Origin of the sequence: Pantoea sp. Cy-640 (assembly GCF_011752635.1) — a bacterium.
GTDB classification, from domain to species: domain Bacteria; phylum Pseudomonadota; class Gammaproteobacteria; order Enterobacterales; family Enterobacteriaceae; genus Pantoea; species Pantoea dispersa.
In genome coordinates, this window is the sequence record NZ_VWXB01000004.1 from 238,686 (window position 1) to 253,832 (window position 15,147).

The 15,147-nt window shown below is 58.5% G+C and carries 14 protein-coding genes and 1 pseudogene; 9 read left to right on the forward strand and 6 right to left on the reverse strand.

Going from position 1 to position 15,147, the window contains the following annotated elements:
- Positions 1-7 precede the first annotated feature (7 nt).
- The 3 genes from pyrI to argF all read right to left on the reverse strand — a co-directional run bounded on the left by pyrI (position 8) and on the right by argF (position 2,668).
- Positions 8-472: an aspartate carbamoyltransferase regulatory subunit gene (gene pyrI, locus F3J36_RS12620; RefSeq protein WP_010615964.1), complete on the reverse strand. Its 465-nt coding sequence runs from the start codon at positions 470-472 to the stop codon at positions 8-10.
- A gap of 11 nt (positions 473-483) precedes the next feature.
- Positions 484-1,419, reverse strand: coding sequence for an aspartate carbamoyltransferase (pyrB, locus tag F3J36_RS12625; protein ID WP_058770675.1), 936 nt, complete (start codon positions 1,417-1,419; stop codon positions 484-486).
- A 241-nt stretch (positions 1,420-1,660) separates the two neighbouring features.
- The gene (gene argF / locus F3J36_RS12630; protein ID WP_136545806.1) at positions 1,661-2,668 is read right to left on the reverse strand and encodes an ornithine carbamoyltransferase; all 1,008 of its coding nucleotides are present in this window, start codon (positions 2,666-2,668) and stop codon (positions 1,661-1,663) included.
- A 162-nt stretch (positions 2,669-2,830) separates the two neighbouring features.
- Between argF and rraB the strand changes: the two genes are divergently transcribed.
- Positions 2,831-3,250, forward strand: coding sequence for a ribonuclease E inhibitor RraB (gene rraB / locus F3J36_RS12635; protein WP_010615961.1), 420 nt, complete (start codon positions 2,831-2,833; stop codon positions 3,248-3,250).
- A 56-nt stretch (positions 3,251-3,306) separates the two neighbouring features.
- Positions 3,307-4,068: a tRNA-(ms[2]io[6]A)-hydroxylase gene (locus F3J36_RS12640; protein ID WP_088516037.1), complete on the forward strand. Its 762-nt coding sequence runs from the start codon at positions 3,307-3,309 to the stop codon at positions 4,066-4,068.
- 162 nt (positions 4,069-4,230) lie between these two features.
- Here F3J36_RS12640 and F3J36_RS12645 read toward each other — a convergent pair whose 3' ends face one another.
- Together F3J36_RS12645 and F3J36_RS12650 are read right to left on the reverse strand one after the other, a co-directional pair.
- Entirely contained in the window at positions 4,231-4,713 is a 483-nt protein-coding gene (locus F3J36_RS12645; protein ID WP_021507677.1) for a YlaC family protein, read from the reverse strand.
- Between the two features lie 102 nt (positions 4,714-4,815).
- Positions 4,816-6,531: pseudogene (locus F3J36_RS12650) on the reverse strand (flagellar biosynthesis protein FlhA); the annotation flags it as partial.
- Between F3J36_RS12650 and lafU the strand changes: the two are divergent.
- The 6 genes from lafU (at position 6,503) to F3J36_RS12680 (ending at position 12,284) form a co-directional block, all read left to right on the forward strand.
- On the forward strand, positions 6,503-7,417 hold the full coding sequence (gene lafU / locus F3J36_RS12655) for a putative lateral flagellar export/assembly protein LafU (RefSeq protein WP_058780477.1): 915 nt from the start codon (positions 6,503-6,505) through the stop codon (positions 7,415-7,417). The pseudogene F3J36_RS12650 and the gene lafU overlap by 29 nt on opposite strands.
- A 257-nt stretch (positions 7,418-7,674) precedes the next feature.
- Positions 7,675-8,277, forward strand: a complete 603-nt coding sequence (locus tag F3J36_RS12660; protein WP_021507674.1) for a hypothetical protein — start codon at positions 7,675-7,677, stop codon at positions 8,275-8,277.
- A 125-nt stretch (positions 8,278-8,402) separates the two neighbouring features.
- On the forward strand, positions 8,403-9,842 hold the full coding sequence (locus tag F3J36_RS12665; RefSeq protein WP_058770669.1) for a circularly permuted type 2 ATP-grasp protein: 1,440 nt from the start codon (positions 8,403-8,405) through the stop codon (positions 9,840-9,842).
- Positions 9,836-10,765, forward strand: a complete 930-nt coding sequence (locus F3J36_RS12670) for an alpha-E domain-containing protein (protein WP_021507672.1) — start codon at positions 9,836-9,838, stop codon at positions 10,763-10,765. The genes F3J36_RS12665 and F3J36_RS12670 overlap by 7 nt, the downstream gene beginning before the upstream one ends.
- The gene (locus F3J36_RS12675; RefSeq protein ID WP_058759558.1) at positions 10,762-11,562 is read left to right on the forward strand and encodes a transglutaminase family protein; all 801 of its coding nucleotides are present in this window, start codon (positions 10,762-10,764) and stop codon (positions 11,560-11,562) included. Before F3J36_RS12670 ends, F3J36_RS12675 begins: the two co-directional genes overlap by 4 nt.
- 17 nt (positions 11,563-11,579) lie before the next feature.
- Positions 11,580-12,284 (forward strand): proteasome-type protease, encoded by a 705-nt coding sequence (locus tag F3J36_RS12680; protein WP_031279727.1) that lies wholly within the window; start codon positions 11,580-11,582, stop codon positions 12,282-12,284.
- A gap of 44 nt (positions 12,285-12,328) precedes the next feature.
- Here F3J36_RS12680 and F3J36_RS12685 read toward each other — a convergent pair whose 3' ends face one another.
- Positions 12,329-12,997, reverse strand: a complete 669-nt coding sequence (locus F3J36_RS12685; protein ID WP_325925163.1) for a response regulator transcription factor — start codon at positions 12,995-12,997, stop codon at positions 12,329-12,331.
- 227 nt (positions 12,998-13,224) lie between these two features.
- On the opposite strand from F3J36_RS12685, the gene F3J36_RS12690 reads away from it, so the two are divergent.
- The gene (locus tag F3J36_RS12690; RefSeq protein ID WP_021507668.1) at positions 13,225-14,928 is read left to right on the forward strand and encodes a lysophospholipid acyltransferase family protein; all 1,704 of its coding nucleotides are present in this window, start codon (positions 13,225-13,227) and stop codon (positions 14,926-14,928) included.
- Positions 14,929-15,147 lie beyond the last annotated feature (219 nt).

Genomic DNA, 15,147 nt, shown 5'->3' on the forward strand with positions numbered 1-15,147 from the left:
CGGGCGATTACCAGTGACCGAGCACCACGTGGCGCGCGAACTCTTTCTCGCAGTATTTACACTTCAGGTGCACATCGTCGTCACGCTGTTTCACCGCAAAGCTGGAGAACACCGGCTCGCTGCGGCTGATGCAGTTGCCGTTGGGGCAGGTCAGCACGCGCTCGATGCGTTCCGGCAGCGTCGGTGCGATCTTCGCCACCACTTCATACTCATCAATGCGATTCACCGTGGCGTGCGGCGCGTACACCGCCAGCTGATTGATCTGATCATCGGTCAGAAAAGTATTTTCGATTTTGATCAGATCCTTACGTCCCATCTCGCCCGACGGCAGATTAAGGCCGATGGTGATGCGCTGATCGGTTTCAGTGAGGCGGAACAGTGACAGTAGCTTAAAGCCGACCTGCGCCGGAATATGGTCGATCACCGTGCCGCGTTTGATGGCTTCAACCTGCAGTTTGTTATCGTGGGTCATCGTTCTGCTCCTTACAGTGCCAGTTCGCTATTCAGTACCAGCGCCAGCAGGGCCTGGCGGGCATAGATGCCGTTGCCGGCCTGCTGGAAATACCAGGCGTGCGGCGTGCTGTCGACATCGGTGGTGATCTCATCAATGCGCGGCAGCGGATGCAGTACCTTCATGTTATCGCGCGCACCGGCCAGGTCGGCCGCCCGCAGGATGAACTGCGCTTTCACGTTGGCATACTCTGAGGGATCGAGACGCTCTTTCTGTACGCGCGTCATGTAGAGAATATCCAGCTCCGGCATCACTTCTTCGATGCTGTCGTGGCGCGACCAGGCAATATTCTGCTCATCCAGCATATCGGTGATGTAGGACGGCATCGCCAGCGCATCCGGTGCGATGAAGTAGAAGCGGTTGCCGCTGAATTTCGCCAGCGCCTGGGTCAGCGAATGCACGGTGCGGCCATATTTCAGGTCGCCGACCATCGCCACGTTGAGGTTATCGAGGCGGCTCTGGGTTTCCCGGATGGTGAACAGATCGAGCAGCGTCTGCGTCGGGTGCTGGTTGGCGCCGTCACCGGCGTTAAGGATCGGCACGCCGCCCGAAAACTCCGTGGCCAGCCGCGCCGCCCCTTCCTGCGGATGGCGCATCACGATGGCATCCACATAGGTGCCAATCACCGAGATGGTATCGGCGAGGGTTTCCCCTTTCTTGCCCAGCGAGGTGTTGCTGCCGTCGGCAAATCCCACCACCGAGGCGCCCAGCCGGTGCATCGCGGTTTCAAATGACAGGCGGGTGCGCGTTGAGGCCTCAAAGAAGCAGCTGGCGATAACGTTGTGTTTCAGCAGCTCCGGCTGCGGATGGGCTTTCAGCTGGGCGGCGGTATGCAGCACCAGCTCCAGCTCATCGCGGTTGAGGTCGTTGATGGAAATAATGTGCTTGCGATATAGCGGGTTGGCCATAGCTCTCTCCTCTGCGCTGCCGGATTGCGGACAAAAAAAAGCCCCTTTACAGGGGCTTTTTGGCGATCGATGAATGACGGAAAGAAACAGGTGCGCCGCCTGCATTCAGGCGTACGGGAGCGGCAAATTGTGCGCTGCGCTGTTGCATGTTTCCTCCGGCAAATTGTGGCGCATTATACGCATTCACTGAGCCGCATCAAGCAGAAATCACGCGCGAGGTAAACGTTTGCGCTGTGCAGGCTTAACGCTGGCTCAGCGTCGCCACCATCACCGCTTTGATGGTGTGCATGCGGTTTTCCGCCTGGTCAAACACCACGCTATGGTCGGATTCAAACACCTCGTTGCTGACTTCCATGCCGTCGTGCAGACCATACTGTTCGGCCATCTGTCGTCCGAGCGTGGTTTGGTCATCATGAAACGCGGGCAGGCAATGCAGGAATTTCACTTGCGGATTGCCGGTCAGCGCCAGCATCGCGCTGTTCACCTGATAGGGACGCAGCAGGGCGATGCGCTCTTCCCACACCGATTTTGCTTCGCCCATCGATACCCAGACGTCGGTATAGATGAAATCAGCACCCTGCACGCCTTCGGCAATCTCTTCTGTCAGGGTGATTTTGCCGCCGGTGTGCTGTGCTGCCGCGCGGCACTGCGCCACCAGCTCCTCTTCTGGCCAGCAGCCTTTCGGTGCCACCAGCCGCAGATCCAGCCCCACCAGCGCCGCCGCTTCCAGCATGCTGTTGCCCATGTTGTTGCGCGCATCGCCGACGTACACCAGCGTCATCTGGTTCAGCGCTTTGCCCGGCAGATGCTCCTGCATGGTCAGCAGGTCAGCCAGCAGCTGCGTCGGATGGAACTCGGTGGTCAGGCCGTTCCACACTGGCACGCCGGCATATTCGGCCAGCGTCTCCACCAGCGCCTGGCCGTAGCCGCGATACTGAATGCCGTCATACATACGTCCCAGTACGCGCGCGGTGTCTTTCATCGACTCTTTATGGCCGATCTGGCTGCCGCTCGGGCCGAGATAGGTGACGTTAGCGCCCTGATCGTAGGCGGCAACTTCGAAAGAGCATCGGGTACGGGTCGAGTCTTTTTCGAAGATGAGCGCGATGTTTTTGCCTTTCAGGTACTGGGTTTCGCTGGCGTTTTTCTTTGCCTGTTTTAATTCACTGGCGAGTGATAACAAACCGGTGATTTCGGCTGGGGTGAAATCCAGCAATCTCAGGAAATGTCTCGAATACAGCTGACTCATACTGCGCTCCGCATTACATCAATAATGAATTAAAATTCAATCTAACCGTATGAATATGCATTTTCAACCCCAGCGATAAGAAACTTTCTGTTTTGTGTAGTGGCGCGCGAGGCAGTGTGGGAAAATAATTGCATTCACTGCCACCATTTTGAGGACACGCCCATGGCATACGAAGCATTGCTGGAAGAACAGCGCGAAGAGACGCGCCTGATCATTGAAGAGTTGCTGGAAGACGGCAGCGATCCGGATGCGCTTTACACCATCGAGCATCATCTCTCCTGCAACAACTTCGACTCGCTGGAGAAAGCCGCGGTTGACGCTTTCAAGCTGGGCTATGAAGTCACCGAGCCGGAAGAGCTGGAGCTGGAAGACGGCAGCACCGTGATGTGCGTCGACATCCTGAGCGAATCGGCGCTGAAGCCGGAACTGATTGACGCGCAGGTCGAGCAGCTGGTGAATCTGGTCGGGAAATATAACGTCGATTACGACGGCTGGGGCACCTACTTTGAAGATCCGGATGCCGAAGATGAAGACGACGGCGAAGAGATCGACGACGAAGACGATGACGGTGTGCGTCACTAAGCCCTGACGGGCGGCACGTGCCGCCCGGTAATTTTCCTGCCAGCAAAGAACCTCCGATGAATTACGCTTCGCTATTAGACCCCATTCACCAGTTTTTACAGTGCCGCACGCCGCAGGCGTGGATTGATGAAGCGCGCAAGCCGGAAAATCTCACGCTGCTGCTTACCGATCACATGGTATGCGAGTTGAAAGCGGCGCAGACCGCGGTGTGGCTGATCCGCAAATACGTCGCGGATAAACCCAGTGGCGACGCGATTCTGGCATGGCTGCAGCCGTACGAAGATTTTATTTTCGGCGAGAATCACGACAGCGATTTTATCAATGCCCACAAGAATCTCAGCAAAAGCATTATTGTGCGCAATGAACTGCCGTGGGCTGATGAGATGGTGGAAAAGATGGTACTGCTGATCAAAGAGGAGCTGCACCACTTTTATCAGGTGTGGGAAATCATGCAGGCGCGCGGTTTGCCCTATCGCAAGATCACCGCCAGCCGCTACGCCAAAGGGCTGCTGCGTGAAGTGACCACCCATGAACCGGATACGCTGGTGGATAAACTGATTTGCGGGGCGTATATCGAAGCGCGTTCCTGCGAGCGCTTCGCCAGCCTGGCGCCGTATCTGGATGCGCAGCTGGAGAAGTTTTACATCTCACTGCTGCGTTCCGAAGCGCGCCACTATCAGGATTATCTGACGCTGGCGGCACAGATTTCACCGAAGGATATCGCGCCGCGCGTGCGGGCGATCGGGGCAGCGGAAGCGCGCTTGATCAGCGAACCGGACGCTGAGCTGCGCTTTCACAGCGGCGTGCCGGCGTTTTGATTTGGTGCGCGCGGCGAAACTTCCTGACCCAGCCTTCAGGCGTTGTCTTACTAACCGCCTTATCTTTGCATACCTTCTGTGTAAAGACGCTGGGGGTAGTCATTAAGCAGTGAGTCATTAAAGGCTTATAAATACCATGGAAGCAGGAATGAATTTGCCCGATCAGATCTTCGCGGCGCGCTGATGGCCCCAGGTCAGGTAGTAGACATCATAAAAATCCACTTCCCCTTTCTGCTGCATCAGGCGATCGATGCCGCTGCGCACGCGCTCGGGCGTACCCGGATTCTCCAGGATCTTGTCCAGCGCCTGCTGTGAGACCGGCTGCACGTAATACCACTCGCCGTTGTAGCACACACGCAGATCCAGCGTATCGATGTCCTCGAAGCGGTATTTCGGGTTGATGTCCAGCAGCATCAGAAAACTCATCACCAGCACGAACACCGTGGCGAACCAGAAGGCTGGCCAGCCGAGCATCTCAGTCGAGAAAATCAGCGCCACGCACAGGCCGTAGCACAGGTACATCACGCCCCACAGCCCCGGATGGGTTTTCAGGAAGTTAAAGCTAAAACGCGGCAGATTATCGCGCCGCTCTTCGCGGTTGAGCGTGTCGATTTCATCGATCAGAATTTGTTTAATCGCGTCCATTATTCACCTCTGAATATCACTGCCTGCCAGTAAACCACATAACAGTGAAGGGCGGCAGAGACAGATCAGCGGTGTTTTTTTATAACAGTTTTCCGCAACGCATCAGCTTACCTGCCCGACAATCTGCAGATTGGCATCGTCCGGCACCTCGTTATACGACAGCACATTCAGCCCGCTGGCGAACAGCCGGGCGTAGCGCGCAATCAGCGGCCGCAGCTGCGGCGTCACCAGCAGCACCTGCGTCAGGTTCTGCGCTTTCAGCTGCTCCATCATCACCGGCAGCGTGCTCTGCAGCTGCGTGAGAATGTTAGGGTCGACCGGGAAACTGTCCAGCGCCACTTTGCCGCCCTGCTGCGCCTGATTGAGCGCTGCCAGCAGCAGGTTTTCCAGGTTGTTATCCAGCGTATAGGCGGACAGCGGTTTGTTGTCCGGCGCAATCGCCGCCACCATGGCGCGACGCAGCGCGTAACGCACGTCGGAGGTCAGCAGGATCGGATCTTTGGTGATCGCCACGCTCTCCAGCAGCGTGGTGGCGATGGTGGTGATGTCCTTGAGCGATACCTGATCGTTGAGCAGCAGACGATACACCTTGAGCTGCAGACTGTAGTTCACCGCCGCGTTGAGATCCTCTGACAGCTTCGGCGCCACGCTCGCCAGCCGCTGATGCAGCTGAGTAATATCATCGTAGTTGAACAGCTCCGGCAGGTTTTCGCGCACCACTTTGTTGACGTGCGTGGCCACTACGCTGGCGCAGTCGACTACCTGATACCCCAGATTCAGCGCTTTGGCTTTCTGCTCCGGCAGGATCCAGGTCACCGCCATACCGTATGCGGGATCGGTATCCAGCAGGCCGTCGATCTCACCGTACTGATCCGGCGTCGGCAGCGCCATCAGGCGGTCGGCGTGCACTTCGCCCACCGCGGTGCGAACGCCGTTGATCTTGATAGCGTACTGCGACGGCTTTAAGTGGAAATCTTCACGCAGGGCGATCTCCGGCAGCAGCACGCCGCTGGTTTCTGACACCACCTGGCGCACGCCGCGCATACGCTGAGTCAGCGGTGCGCCTTTGCCTTTATCCACCAGCGTGACCAGCTTGTAGCCCAGATTAAGGCCGATGGGCTCGACCAGCGGAATATTGTCCCAGCTGATGGTCGGCTGTTCGTCCGGCTGCGCCAGCGCCTGATTGATCGCCTCCATGTCGACATGGCTTTGCGTCGGCTTCTGCACCACGCGGCTCTGACGCCACGCGGCGAACAGCAGCAGGGCGGTGAAGACGAGGAACACCATGTGCGGCATGCCCGGCACGATGGCCAGTACAAACATCACGCCCGCGGCGGTATACAGCGTGGCCGGTTTCGCCAGCAGCTGCGACTTCACGTCCTCGCCCATGTCAGCGCCGTCGCTGATGCGCGTCACGATGATCGCCGCCGCCGTCGACAGCAACAGCGACGGGATCTGCGCCACCAGACCGTCACCGATGGTCAGCAGCACATACTGTTCGAACGCCTGGCCGGCCGGTAAACCGTGTTTGAATACACCGATCAGGATGCCGCCCAGCACGTTGATCAGCAGGATCATGATGCCGGCGACGGCGTCACCGCGCACAAACTTGGAGGCACCGTCCATCGCGCCGTAGAAGTCCGCCTCGTTGGCCACATCCTGACGCCGCACGCGCGCCTGTTCCTGATTAATCAGCCCGGCGTTGAGATCGGCGTCGATCGCCATCTGTTTGCCCGGCAGCGCGTCAAGGGTAAAGCGCGCCGACACTTCAGAAATACGCTCGGCCCCTTTGGTCACCACCACAAAGTTGATCATTAAACGCGGCGGCAGGAAAGCGCATCACGGGGCTCACGGCGGCGCATGGAAGGTGGCCTTTGCCGATTTCACGCTGGCGATGATGGCGCTGTTTATGGTGCTGTGGATCATGGGCGCCGTCACCGAAGACGAGCGTAAAGAGATTGTCGCGCAGCTCAACGGCACCTCAGTGTTTAACGGTTCCGGCTTTAATCCGTTCGATGTCGAAACCGGACGCGGCTCCGCCATCATTGGTGAAACGCTGGCGATTGCGCCGCCGACCGAGGGCGCCACCGTCAGTGACACCAGCGCGGAAAACAGCGACAACAACGCCAATCAGCCTAAGGAAGATCTGGACAGCGTGCTGTCGCGCTCCGACGCCGAGCTGGCGCAGCTGCGTCAGCAGATCCAGAGCATCATCAACAGCTATCACGCCCAGAACCTGCTGACGCTGGAAACCCTGCCGCAGGGGCTGCGTATCCTGATTCAGGATGACCAGGATCGCATGATGTTTCCGCGCGGCAGCGCGGTGCTGACGCCGTTTTATCAGCGCCTGCTGACCGAACTCGGTCCGGTGTTTAACCGTATCGACAACAAAATCATGATCAGCGGCCACACCGACGCCGCGCAGTACAGCGGCAACGCGGCGTACAACAACTGGAATCTCTCCGGTGACCGTGCGCTGGCGGCGCGGCGCGCGCTGGAGCGCGGCGGGCTGGAAAGCACGCGCGTGCTGCAGGTGAATGCCATGTCATCCCGTATGCCGCTGGACAAAGCCGATCCGCTCAGCGCACGTAACCGCCGCATTGAAATCATGGTGCTCACCGAGGCGGCAGCCGAGACGCTGTTTCAGTTTTATGGTCGCGAAGGGGAGAACGTGGTGAAACCCATCGCTGACCGCCTGCGATAACCTGTCAGTGCCTTTGAATCAACTGTTGATTCTACCGGTGGCGAAATCCACCGGTTTTTTTTGCCTGTTTTTTGCTGCGGCAGACGCCGGGTAAACGAGGCGCGCCACGGCATGCCACGAAATGTTAAATATGTTAATAGGTAATTTGGCTTTAGTAAGCTAAATCATTCTTTTATGTGAATTTTGCCGGTGTGCGCACATTGCAATGCCCGGTGGCTTTGCCACAATTAGGCAACGTGGCTATCCGGAGAAAGAGTATGTCTGCCCAATCTTCCAGTCTGCTGTTACTGATGTCTTTCGCCGCCGGTACCTTTTCCGCGGGATCGTCAGGTAACCCGCAGCATTTAATGTTATCGCTGCCGTCCGGCGGTGTACCCAATAATCCGTTGCCGCTGATCATCTGGCCGTGCGTGGTGCCGGAAGAGGAGGAGGACAGCGCGGCCTGGTTTGAAAAAACCTTTAGCGCCAGCGGCTGGCCTGCGGCGTGGCGCGCGCCGATTTTTCCTTACACCCACTATCATCCCAACACTCATGAGGTACTGGGCGTCGGCGCGGGCTGGGCGGAAGTGCTGTTTGGCGGCGACAGCGGCCGCATGGTGACGCTGCGTGAGGGGGATGCGGTGCTGATCCCGGCCGGCGTGGGCCATAAACAGGTGTTTGCCTCCGACGACTTTTTCACCGTTGGCGCCTATCCTGAAGGGATGTCACCGGAAACCGTGCGCGACGAACCCTCCCGGCTGCGCGCGTCGAAAGAGCAGATCCAGCGCGTGCCGCTGCCGGATCGCGACCCCTTTACCGGTGGCGAAGGAGCAATGACCGAAATCTGGCTGCCAGTGGCGCAGCAGCTGATGCACCAGTAAGGTGCAAGGCAACGATTATCCGGCGCGGCTCCGCTTTCGGGGCGCGCGTGCCGTTGCGGCGGCGGGCCTCTGGCACACTTTGTGCAGGAGAGAAGTCAGGTCCTCTGACAAGCGCCGGGTAAATCATGAAAGCACGCGACCAGATAGCATCAACCTTCTACGATGAGATGTTGCAGAGCGACGGTCAGCACCGCGCTCACTATCAGCATTACTGGGAATGGTTACAACAGGCGGACAAAGAGGCGGTGGCGCGCAAACGTGAAGAGGCAGAACTGCTGTTTCATCGCGTTGGCATCACCTTCAACGTCTACGGTGACGATGGCGGTGCCGAGCGGCTGATCCCGTTCGACAGCGTGCCGCGCATCATTCCTGCCAGCGAGTGGGCGATGCTGGAACGCGGCATTCGCCAGCGCGTTCAGGCGCTCAACGCCTTCCTGCACGATATCTACCATCAGCAATATATTCTCAAAGCCGGCATCGTGCCGGCCGAGCAGGTGCTGGTTAACGATCAGTATCAGCCCTGTATGCAGGATGTCGATCTGCATCGCCAGATCTACGCGCACATTACCGGTGTCGATATGGTACGCAACAGCGACGGTGACTATTACGTGCTGGAGGATAATCTGCGCACGCCATCCGGCGTCTCTTACATGCTGGAAAACCGCAAAATGATGATGCGCCTCTATCCGGAGCTGTTTGCCGCGCAGCATATCGCGCCGGTGGAGCGCTATCCGTCGCACCTGCTGCAGACGCTGCGCGAAAGCTCGCCGGTTAACGATCCGGTGGTGGTGGTGCTGACGCCGGGACGTTTCAACAGCGCCTACTTCGAACACAGCTTTCTCGCCCAGCAGATGGGCGTGGAACTGGTGGAGAGCGCCGATCTGTTTGTCAAAGACGGCGCGGTGCTGATGCGCACCACCGCCGGGCCGTGCAAAGTGGATGTGATCTATCGCCGCGTGGATGACGCTTTTCTCGATCCGCTCGCCTTCCGGCCGGATTCGATGCTCGGCGTGCCGGGATTACTGTCGGTATACCGATCCGGCAATGTGGTGCTGGCGAATGCGATCGGCACCGGCGTCGCCGATGACAAGTCGATCTACCCGTATGTGCCGGAGATGATCCGCTACTACCTTGATGAAGATCCGATCCTCAACAATGTGCCCACCTGGCAGTGCCGCAAGCCGCAGGATCTGAGCTACGTGCTGGCCAATCTGGCGCAGATGGTGGTGAAAGAGGTGCACGGTGCCGGCGGTTACGGCATGTTGATTGGCCCGGTCGCCAGCCAGCAGCAACTGAGCGAGTTCCGCGAGCGGCTGCTGGCGCGGCCGGATAATTACATCGCGCAGGATACGCTGTCGCTCTCCACCTGCCCGACCTTTATCGACAACGGTCTGGCGCCGCGCCATATCGATCTGCGGCCTTTTGCGCTGTACGGCGCGGATATCCGGCTAGTGCCGGGCGGTCTGACGCGCGTGGCGCTGACCGAAGGCTCGCTGGTGGTGAACTCGTCGCAGGGCGGCGGCACCAAGGACACCTGGGTGCTGGAGGATGACACATCATGCTAAGCCGGACGGCCAGTGGCCTTTACTGGATGGCGCGCTATCTGGAGCGCGCAGAACAACTTGCCCGGGTATTGGATGTGACCCATCGCCTGTCGCTGATGCCGGTGCGCAATCGCCAGGGCGACGAACTGCTGTTGCCGCTCAACCTGACCGGCACGCGTCAGCTGTTTGAAACCCTCAACGGGCGCTGCACCATGCCGCAGCTGTTCAACTTCTTCGCGCTGGATGAGCGTAACCCGAGCAGTATTTTCAGCTGCTGGCAGGCGGCGTGGAACAACGCGCACGCGGTGCGCGGCAGCCTGTCATCCGAAGTGTGGGAGAGCATTAACTCGACGTGGATTGAGATGCGCAACACGCGCCGCCGCGGCATCTCGCCGGCCGGTGCCGACAGCTTCTTCGACTGGGTGAAAGAGCGTTCGCATCTGTTTCGCGGCGCGATGTCCGGCACGCTGCTGCGCGGTGATGCGCTGCGTTTTATCCGGCTTGGCACGCTGATGGAGCGCAGCGACGGCACTGCGCGGCTGCTGAGCGTTAACCAGCAGCTGCTGGAGCAGCATCCCGACACGGTGCGGGAATATTACTGCCTCGATAGTCTGCTGCGTGCGGTGTCGGCGCGCGAAGCCTATAACGCCATCTTTAAGCAGCAGCTGATGCCGCCGCTGGTCAACGAAATGCTGATACTGCGCAGCGAAAGTCCGCGCTCGCTGCACTCCTGCATTGAAGAGATCGCCAGCCAGCTGGAGCAGATTGGCAGCAGCGGCGAGGATCGCCCGCGCTATCTCAGTACGGTCCTGCTGGCGGAGATGCGCTTCAGCACCTGGGAAAGCCTGACGCGCGACGGCCTGCAGCCGTGGCTGGACCATTTTCTCAGCCGCATCAACGCGCTGGCGGAGAGCATCAATCACACCTATCTGGAGGCGAAATGAGACTGAACATTGAGCATAAAACCTGGTACGCCTATGAGCAGCAGGTAAAACTCAGCACCCAGTATCTGCGCCTGACGCCGCAGAATTCGGTGCACCAGCAAGTGCTGTCGTGGCAGCTCGATCTGCCGTGTGAGGCGACGCGCACGCTGGATGCTTACGGCAACGTGCTGCACGTGCTGACGCTGGACAGGCCGCATCAGCTGCTGGAGATTGCCGCGCGCGGCGTGGTCGAGATTCTGGATGCCAGCGAGCTGGCGCCGGATCCGCAGTCGACGCTGTCGCCGCTGGTGTTTCTGCGCGCCACGCCGCTGACCCAGCCGGACGGGGCAATCCGCGACTTCGCCCGGCGTTACTGGCAGGCGGAAAAACCGCTCGCCAGCCTGGAAAAACTGATGGACGAGCTGCTGCTGAAGATGCCGTACCAGCCCGGCAGCACGCAGGTGAGCGACAGCGCGGCGAAAGTGTTTGCTGCCGGCAGCGGTGTTTGCCAGGATCACAGCCACGTGTTTCTCGCCTGCTGTCGCAGCCTGGGGATCCCGGCGCGCTACGTCAGTGGCTATCTGTATACTGACAACGTTGAACACGTTGCTACCCACGCCTGGGTTGAGGCCTGGCTGGATGGCAGTTGGCACAGCTTTGATATCACCAATAACACGCGCAGTACGCGGCAGCATTTGCGGCTGGCGGTGGGCGTCGACTATCTCGATGCCTGTCCGGTGCGCGGCATTCGTCTGGGCGGCGGCGGTGAAGATATGCTGGCGGTGGCTGCGGTGCAACAGGTGCACGGGCAGCAGTAATCGGAACAGGCGTAACTATGACTTATTGTGTGGCAATGCGTTTATCGGCCGGGATGATTTTTGTCTCGGATTCACGCACCAATGCGGGCGTGGATCATATCTCCTCGTTTCGCAAACTGCATGTGTTTCAGGTGGACGATGAGCGCACGCTGGTGCTGCAAAGCGCCGGCAATCTGGCGACGACGCAGAGCGTGATGAGCCTGCTGCGGCGCAACTGCAACGACAGCGAACAACCCAATCTGCTCAACGGGCGTTCGCTGTACGACATTGCGCTGCTGGTAGGCGCCACGCTGCGTGAAGTGATTGCGCGCGACGGCGAGGAGTTTGGCGGCACGCTGCTGCTGGGCGGGCAGATTCGCGGCGAAGAGCCGCGGCTGTTCCAGATCTATCCGCAGGGCAACTTTATTGAAGCCAGCGTCGATACGCCGTACTTCCAGATTGGTGAGAGCAAATACGGTAAGCCAATTATTGACCGCGTGCTGCGCTATGAGACCTCGCTCAGCCAGGCGATGCAGTGTGCGCTGATCTCCATGGATTCGACGCTGGCGAGTAACATCTCCGTCGGCCTGCCGCTCGACGCGATGGTTTACCACAGCGACAGCTTTAGCGACAGCGAGCAGTACCACATCACCGAACAGCATCCCTACTTTTCCCAGATCCGCCAGCTGTGGAGTAAAGGGTTGCTGAGCGTGTTCTCTCAGCTGCCGCCGCTCAAGCTCTGACCTGCTGCCCGGTCGTCACGCTGGCGGACCGGGCCGGGTTTGACTCACACCAGCTCATTGGCGCGCGCCGCCGTATTAATTCCGCTAATCCCTTTCAGGCCGAGCTTACGCAGAATTTTAATTTTATAAGTGCTGATGGTTTTACTGCTCAGCTGTAATTGTGAGGCGATCTCTTTATTACTCATCCCGGAGGCCAGTTTCACCAGCACAATCAATTCGCGGCGCGTTAAACTCATCAATTTCTCGCTTTCAATCAGCTCGGCGGCATCCGCCGCACTGTGCGTGACCGGATAAAAACGTTTTCCGCGCTCGACTTCTTTTATTGCTGTCAATAAAGTTTCCAAATCGCCGCGTTTACATACATAGCCTTCTACCCCTAACTGCAGGCAACAGCGTTGATAAAACAGGCTTTCTGAGGCGGTAAAAACAATGATTTTTTGCTGCGGCAAAATACGTTTAATGTCGGCAATCAGCGGAATGCCCGCGCGGCCGGGCATGGTCAGGTCCAGCAGCACCACGTCTGGCTGCGCATGATGTAATTCGCTAATCAATAAATCGCCTTTGTTGGCAATGCCTGCAACCGAATAGTCATAAGCGTGCAGCAGTGCCTGAATACCCGCACAGATTAATGGGTGGTCATCAACTATAAATACCGAATGAATCATATGTGTAGTCCAAAAATAAACAAAAAAAAGAATGCAAGGAATAAACACCGATGAAAATTCATTAGCAGAGGTGTGACCAGATTAATTCACGGGTCTTAAGAATAAGATTTAAGTCCTGTCTGGAAAATTCTCATTTAAGGTAAATTTGACTTTTTTATGCGCCAGCACAAAGCGCGCCGATACTTTTTCCTGTCCGCATCTGCCGTGGTCATAAATCTGAAAACAAGCCGTTTTAACGTCAGGGGAATAAACCGCTGCGTATAAAAAGGTGCACCATGTTTTCCGTTGATCAGCTTCTCAATACTTACTGGCCAGGCCAGCAGCCGGCGCACTGGCAGAAAAGCCTGCTGAAGTGGGCGGTGCGTGAACAGGAGTTTCAGGACTTTGCCCAGCGCTATCCGCATCTGAAAGGGGTGGATATGGTGGAGCAGGTGCTGGAACACCTGGATGTGCGCTGTGAGCTCAGCGAACGCGACCTTGAACAGATCCCGACGCACGGGCCGGTAGTGATCGTCGCCAACCATCCGCTTGGCGCGCTGGACGGCCTGGCGCTGCTGGCGGCGGTATCGCAGGTGCGGCGCGACGTGAAAATCGTTGCCAACCGCATGCTGATGATGCTGGAGCCCATCAACAACCTGATGCTGCCGGTGGATAACATGGGCAACCGCACCAGCCGCGAGCAGCTGACGCGCATGCAGCAGCATCTCGACAACCAGGGCGCGCTGATCATCTTCCCGGCCGGTGAAGTCTCGCGCCTGTCCAGCCGCGGCGTGCGCGATCGTCACTGGCACCACAGTTTTCTGCGCCTCGCCGCCCGCGCCCGCGCGCCGCTGGTACCGGTGCACGTAGTGGGACGTAACAGCCTGGCGTTTTACGCCGCGGCGAAGGTGGCGGCACCGCTGGCATTGCTGATGCTGGTGCGCGAAATGTTCCGCCAGCGCGGCACGCGCATCAAACTGCATATCGGCGAGCAGATTCCCTTCGCCAACTGGCACGATGGCCATACGCCGGGCAAAGAGCTGGCGAAGCGGCTGCGCAAGCATCTGTACCGCATCGGCCAGGGACGGCGCGGTCTGTTTCTCACCGAAGCCGCCATCGCCCGCCCGGAAGATCGCGCTGAGCTGAAAAAAGCGTTGCTGGAGAGTGAACGGCTCGGGACGCTGCCGGACGGCAAACAGATCTATTTGTGGCGGCGCAACGGGGCCAGCTGGGTGCCGCTGCTGCGTGAACTGGGCCGGCTGCGCGAAATCGCTTTCCGCGCGGTGGGCGAGGGCAGCGGCCGGCGGCGCGATCTCGACAAGTATGACGATGATTACTATCACCTGATTTTGTGGGATGACGAGGCGCTGGAGATTGTCGGTGCCTATCGCTTTATTCCCGGCGCCGAGCAGCTGGCGCGGCGCGGGCTGCAGGGCATCTACAGCGACAGCCTGTTCCACTATGACGAGCGCATGCTGCCGATTATTCAGCAGGGGCTGGAACTTGGACGCAGCTTCATTCAGCCGGCCTACTGGGGCAAGCGCGGGCTGGATTATTTATGGATGGGCATCGGCGCTTACATTGCGCGCTATCCGCAGACGCGCTACCTGTTTGGCCCGGTATCAATCTCCGGCACCATGCCGCTGGCGGCGCGCGATCTGCTGGTGGCGTTTTACCGTCTCTACTTTCCGACCGACCTGCCGCTGGCGAAATCGCGCCGCCCTTATCCGGCGTCGCTGCCGGAGGTGCTGGCGCAGTTCACCGGCGATAACTATGCCGACGATTTGCGTCGTCTCAAGCATTTGCTGGCTAATCTCGGTACCGCGATTCCGACGCTGTACAAACAGTATTCGGAAGTGTGCGAGCCGGGCGGCGTGCAGTTTATCGATTTCGGCAGCGATCCGGATTTCAATCACTGTATTGATGGTCTGGTGCTGGTCGATCTGTCACGCGTAAAACCCGCGCGTTATGAACGCTATATCGGCATGCATTTAACCTGAACGCGCCAGATGACGTCAGTTAATGCCACCTGACAGCACGCCGCCGGAGAATCTCCGCGCGGCGTGCTGTCAACTTTGCGCAATAAATCCACTATCCCACTGAACATTTTCTCGCCACTGCCGATAACCACACTACCAACTTTTGTCTGCGGATGATTTGCGCTTGTAAGCGATGCGCTTTTGCGTTTAAGTCTGCCTGAAGATTAAGAATTATCTTAA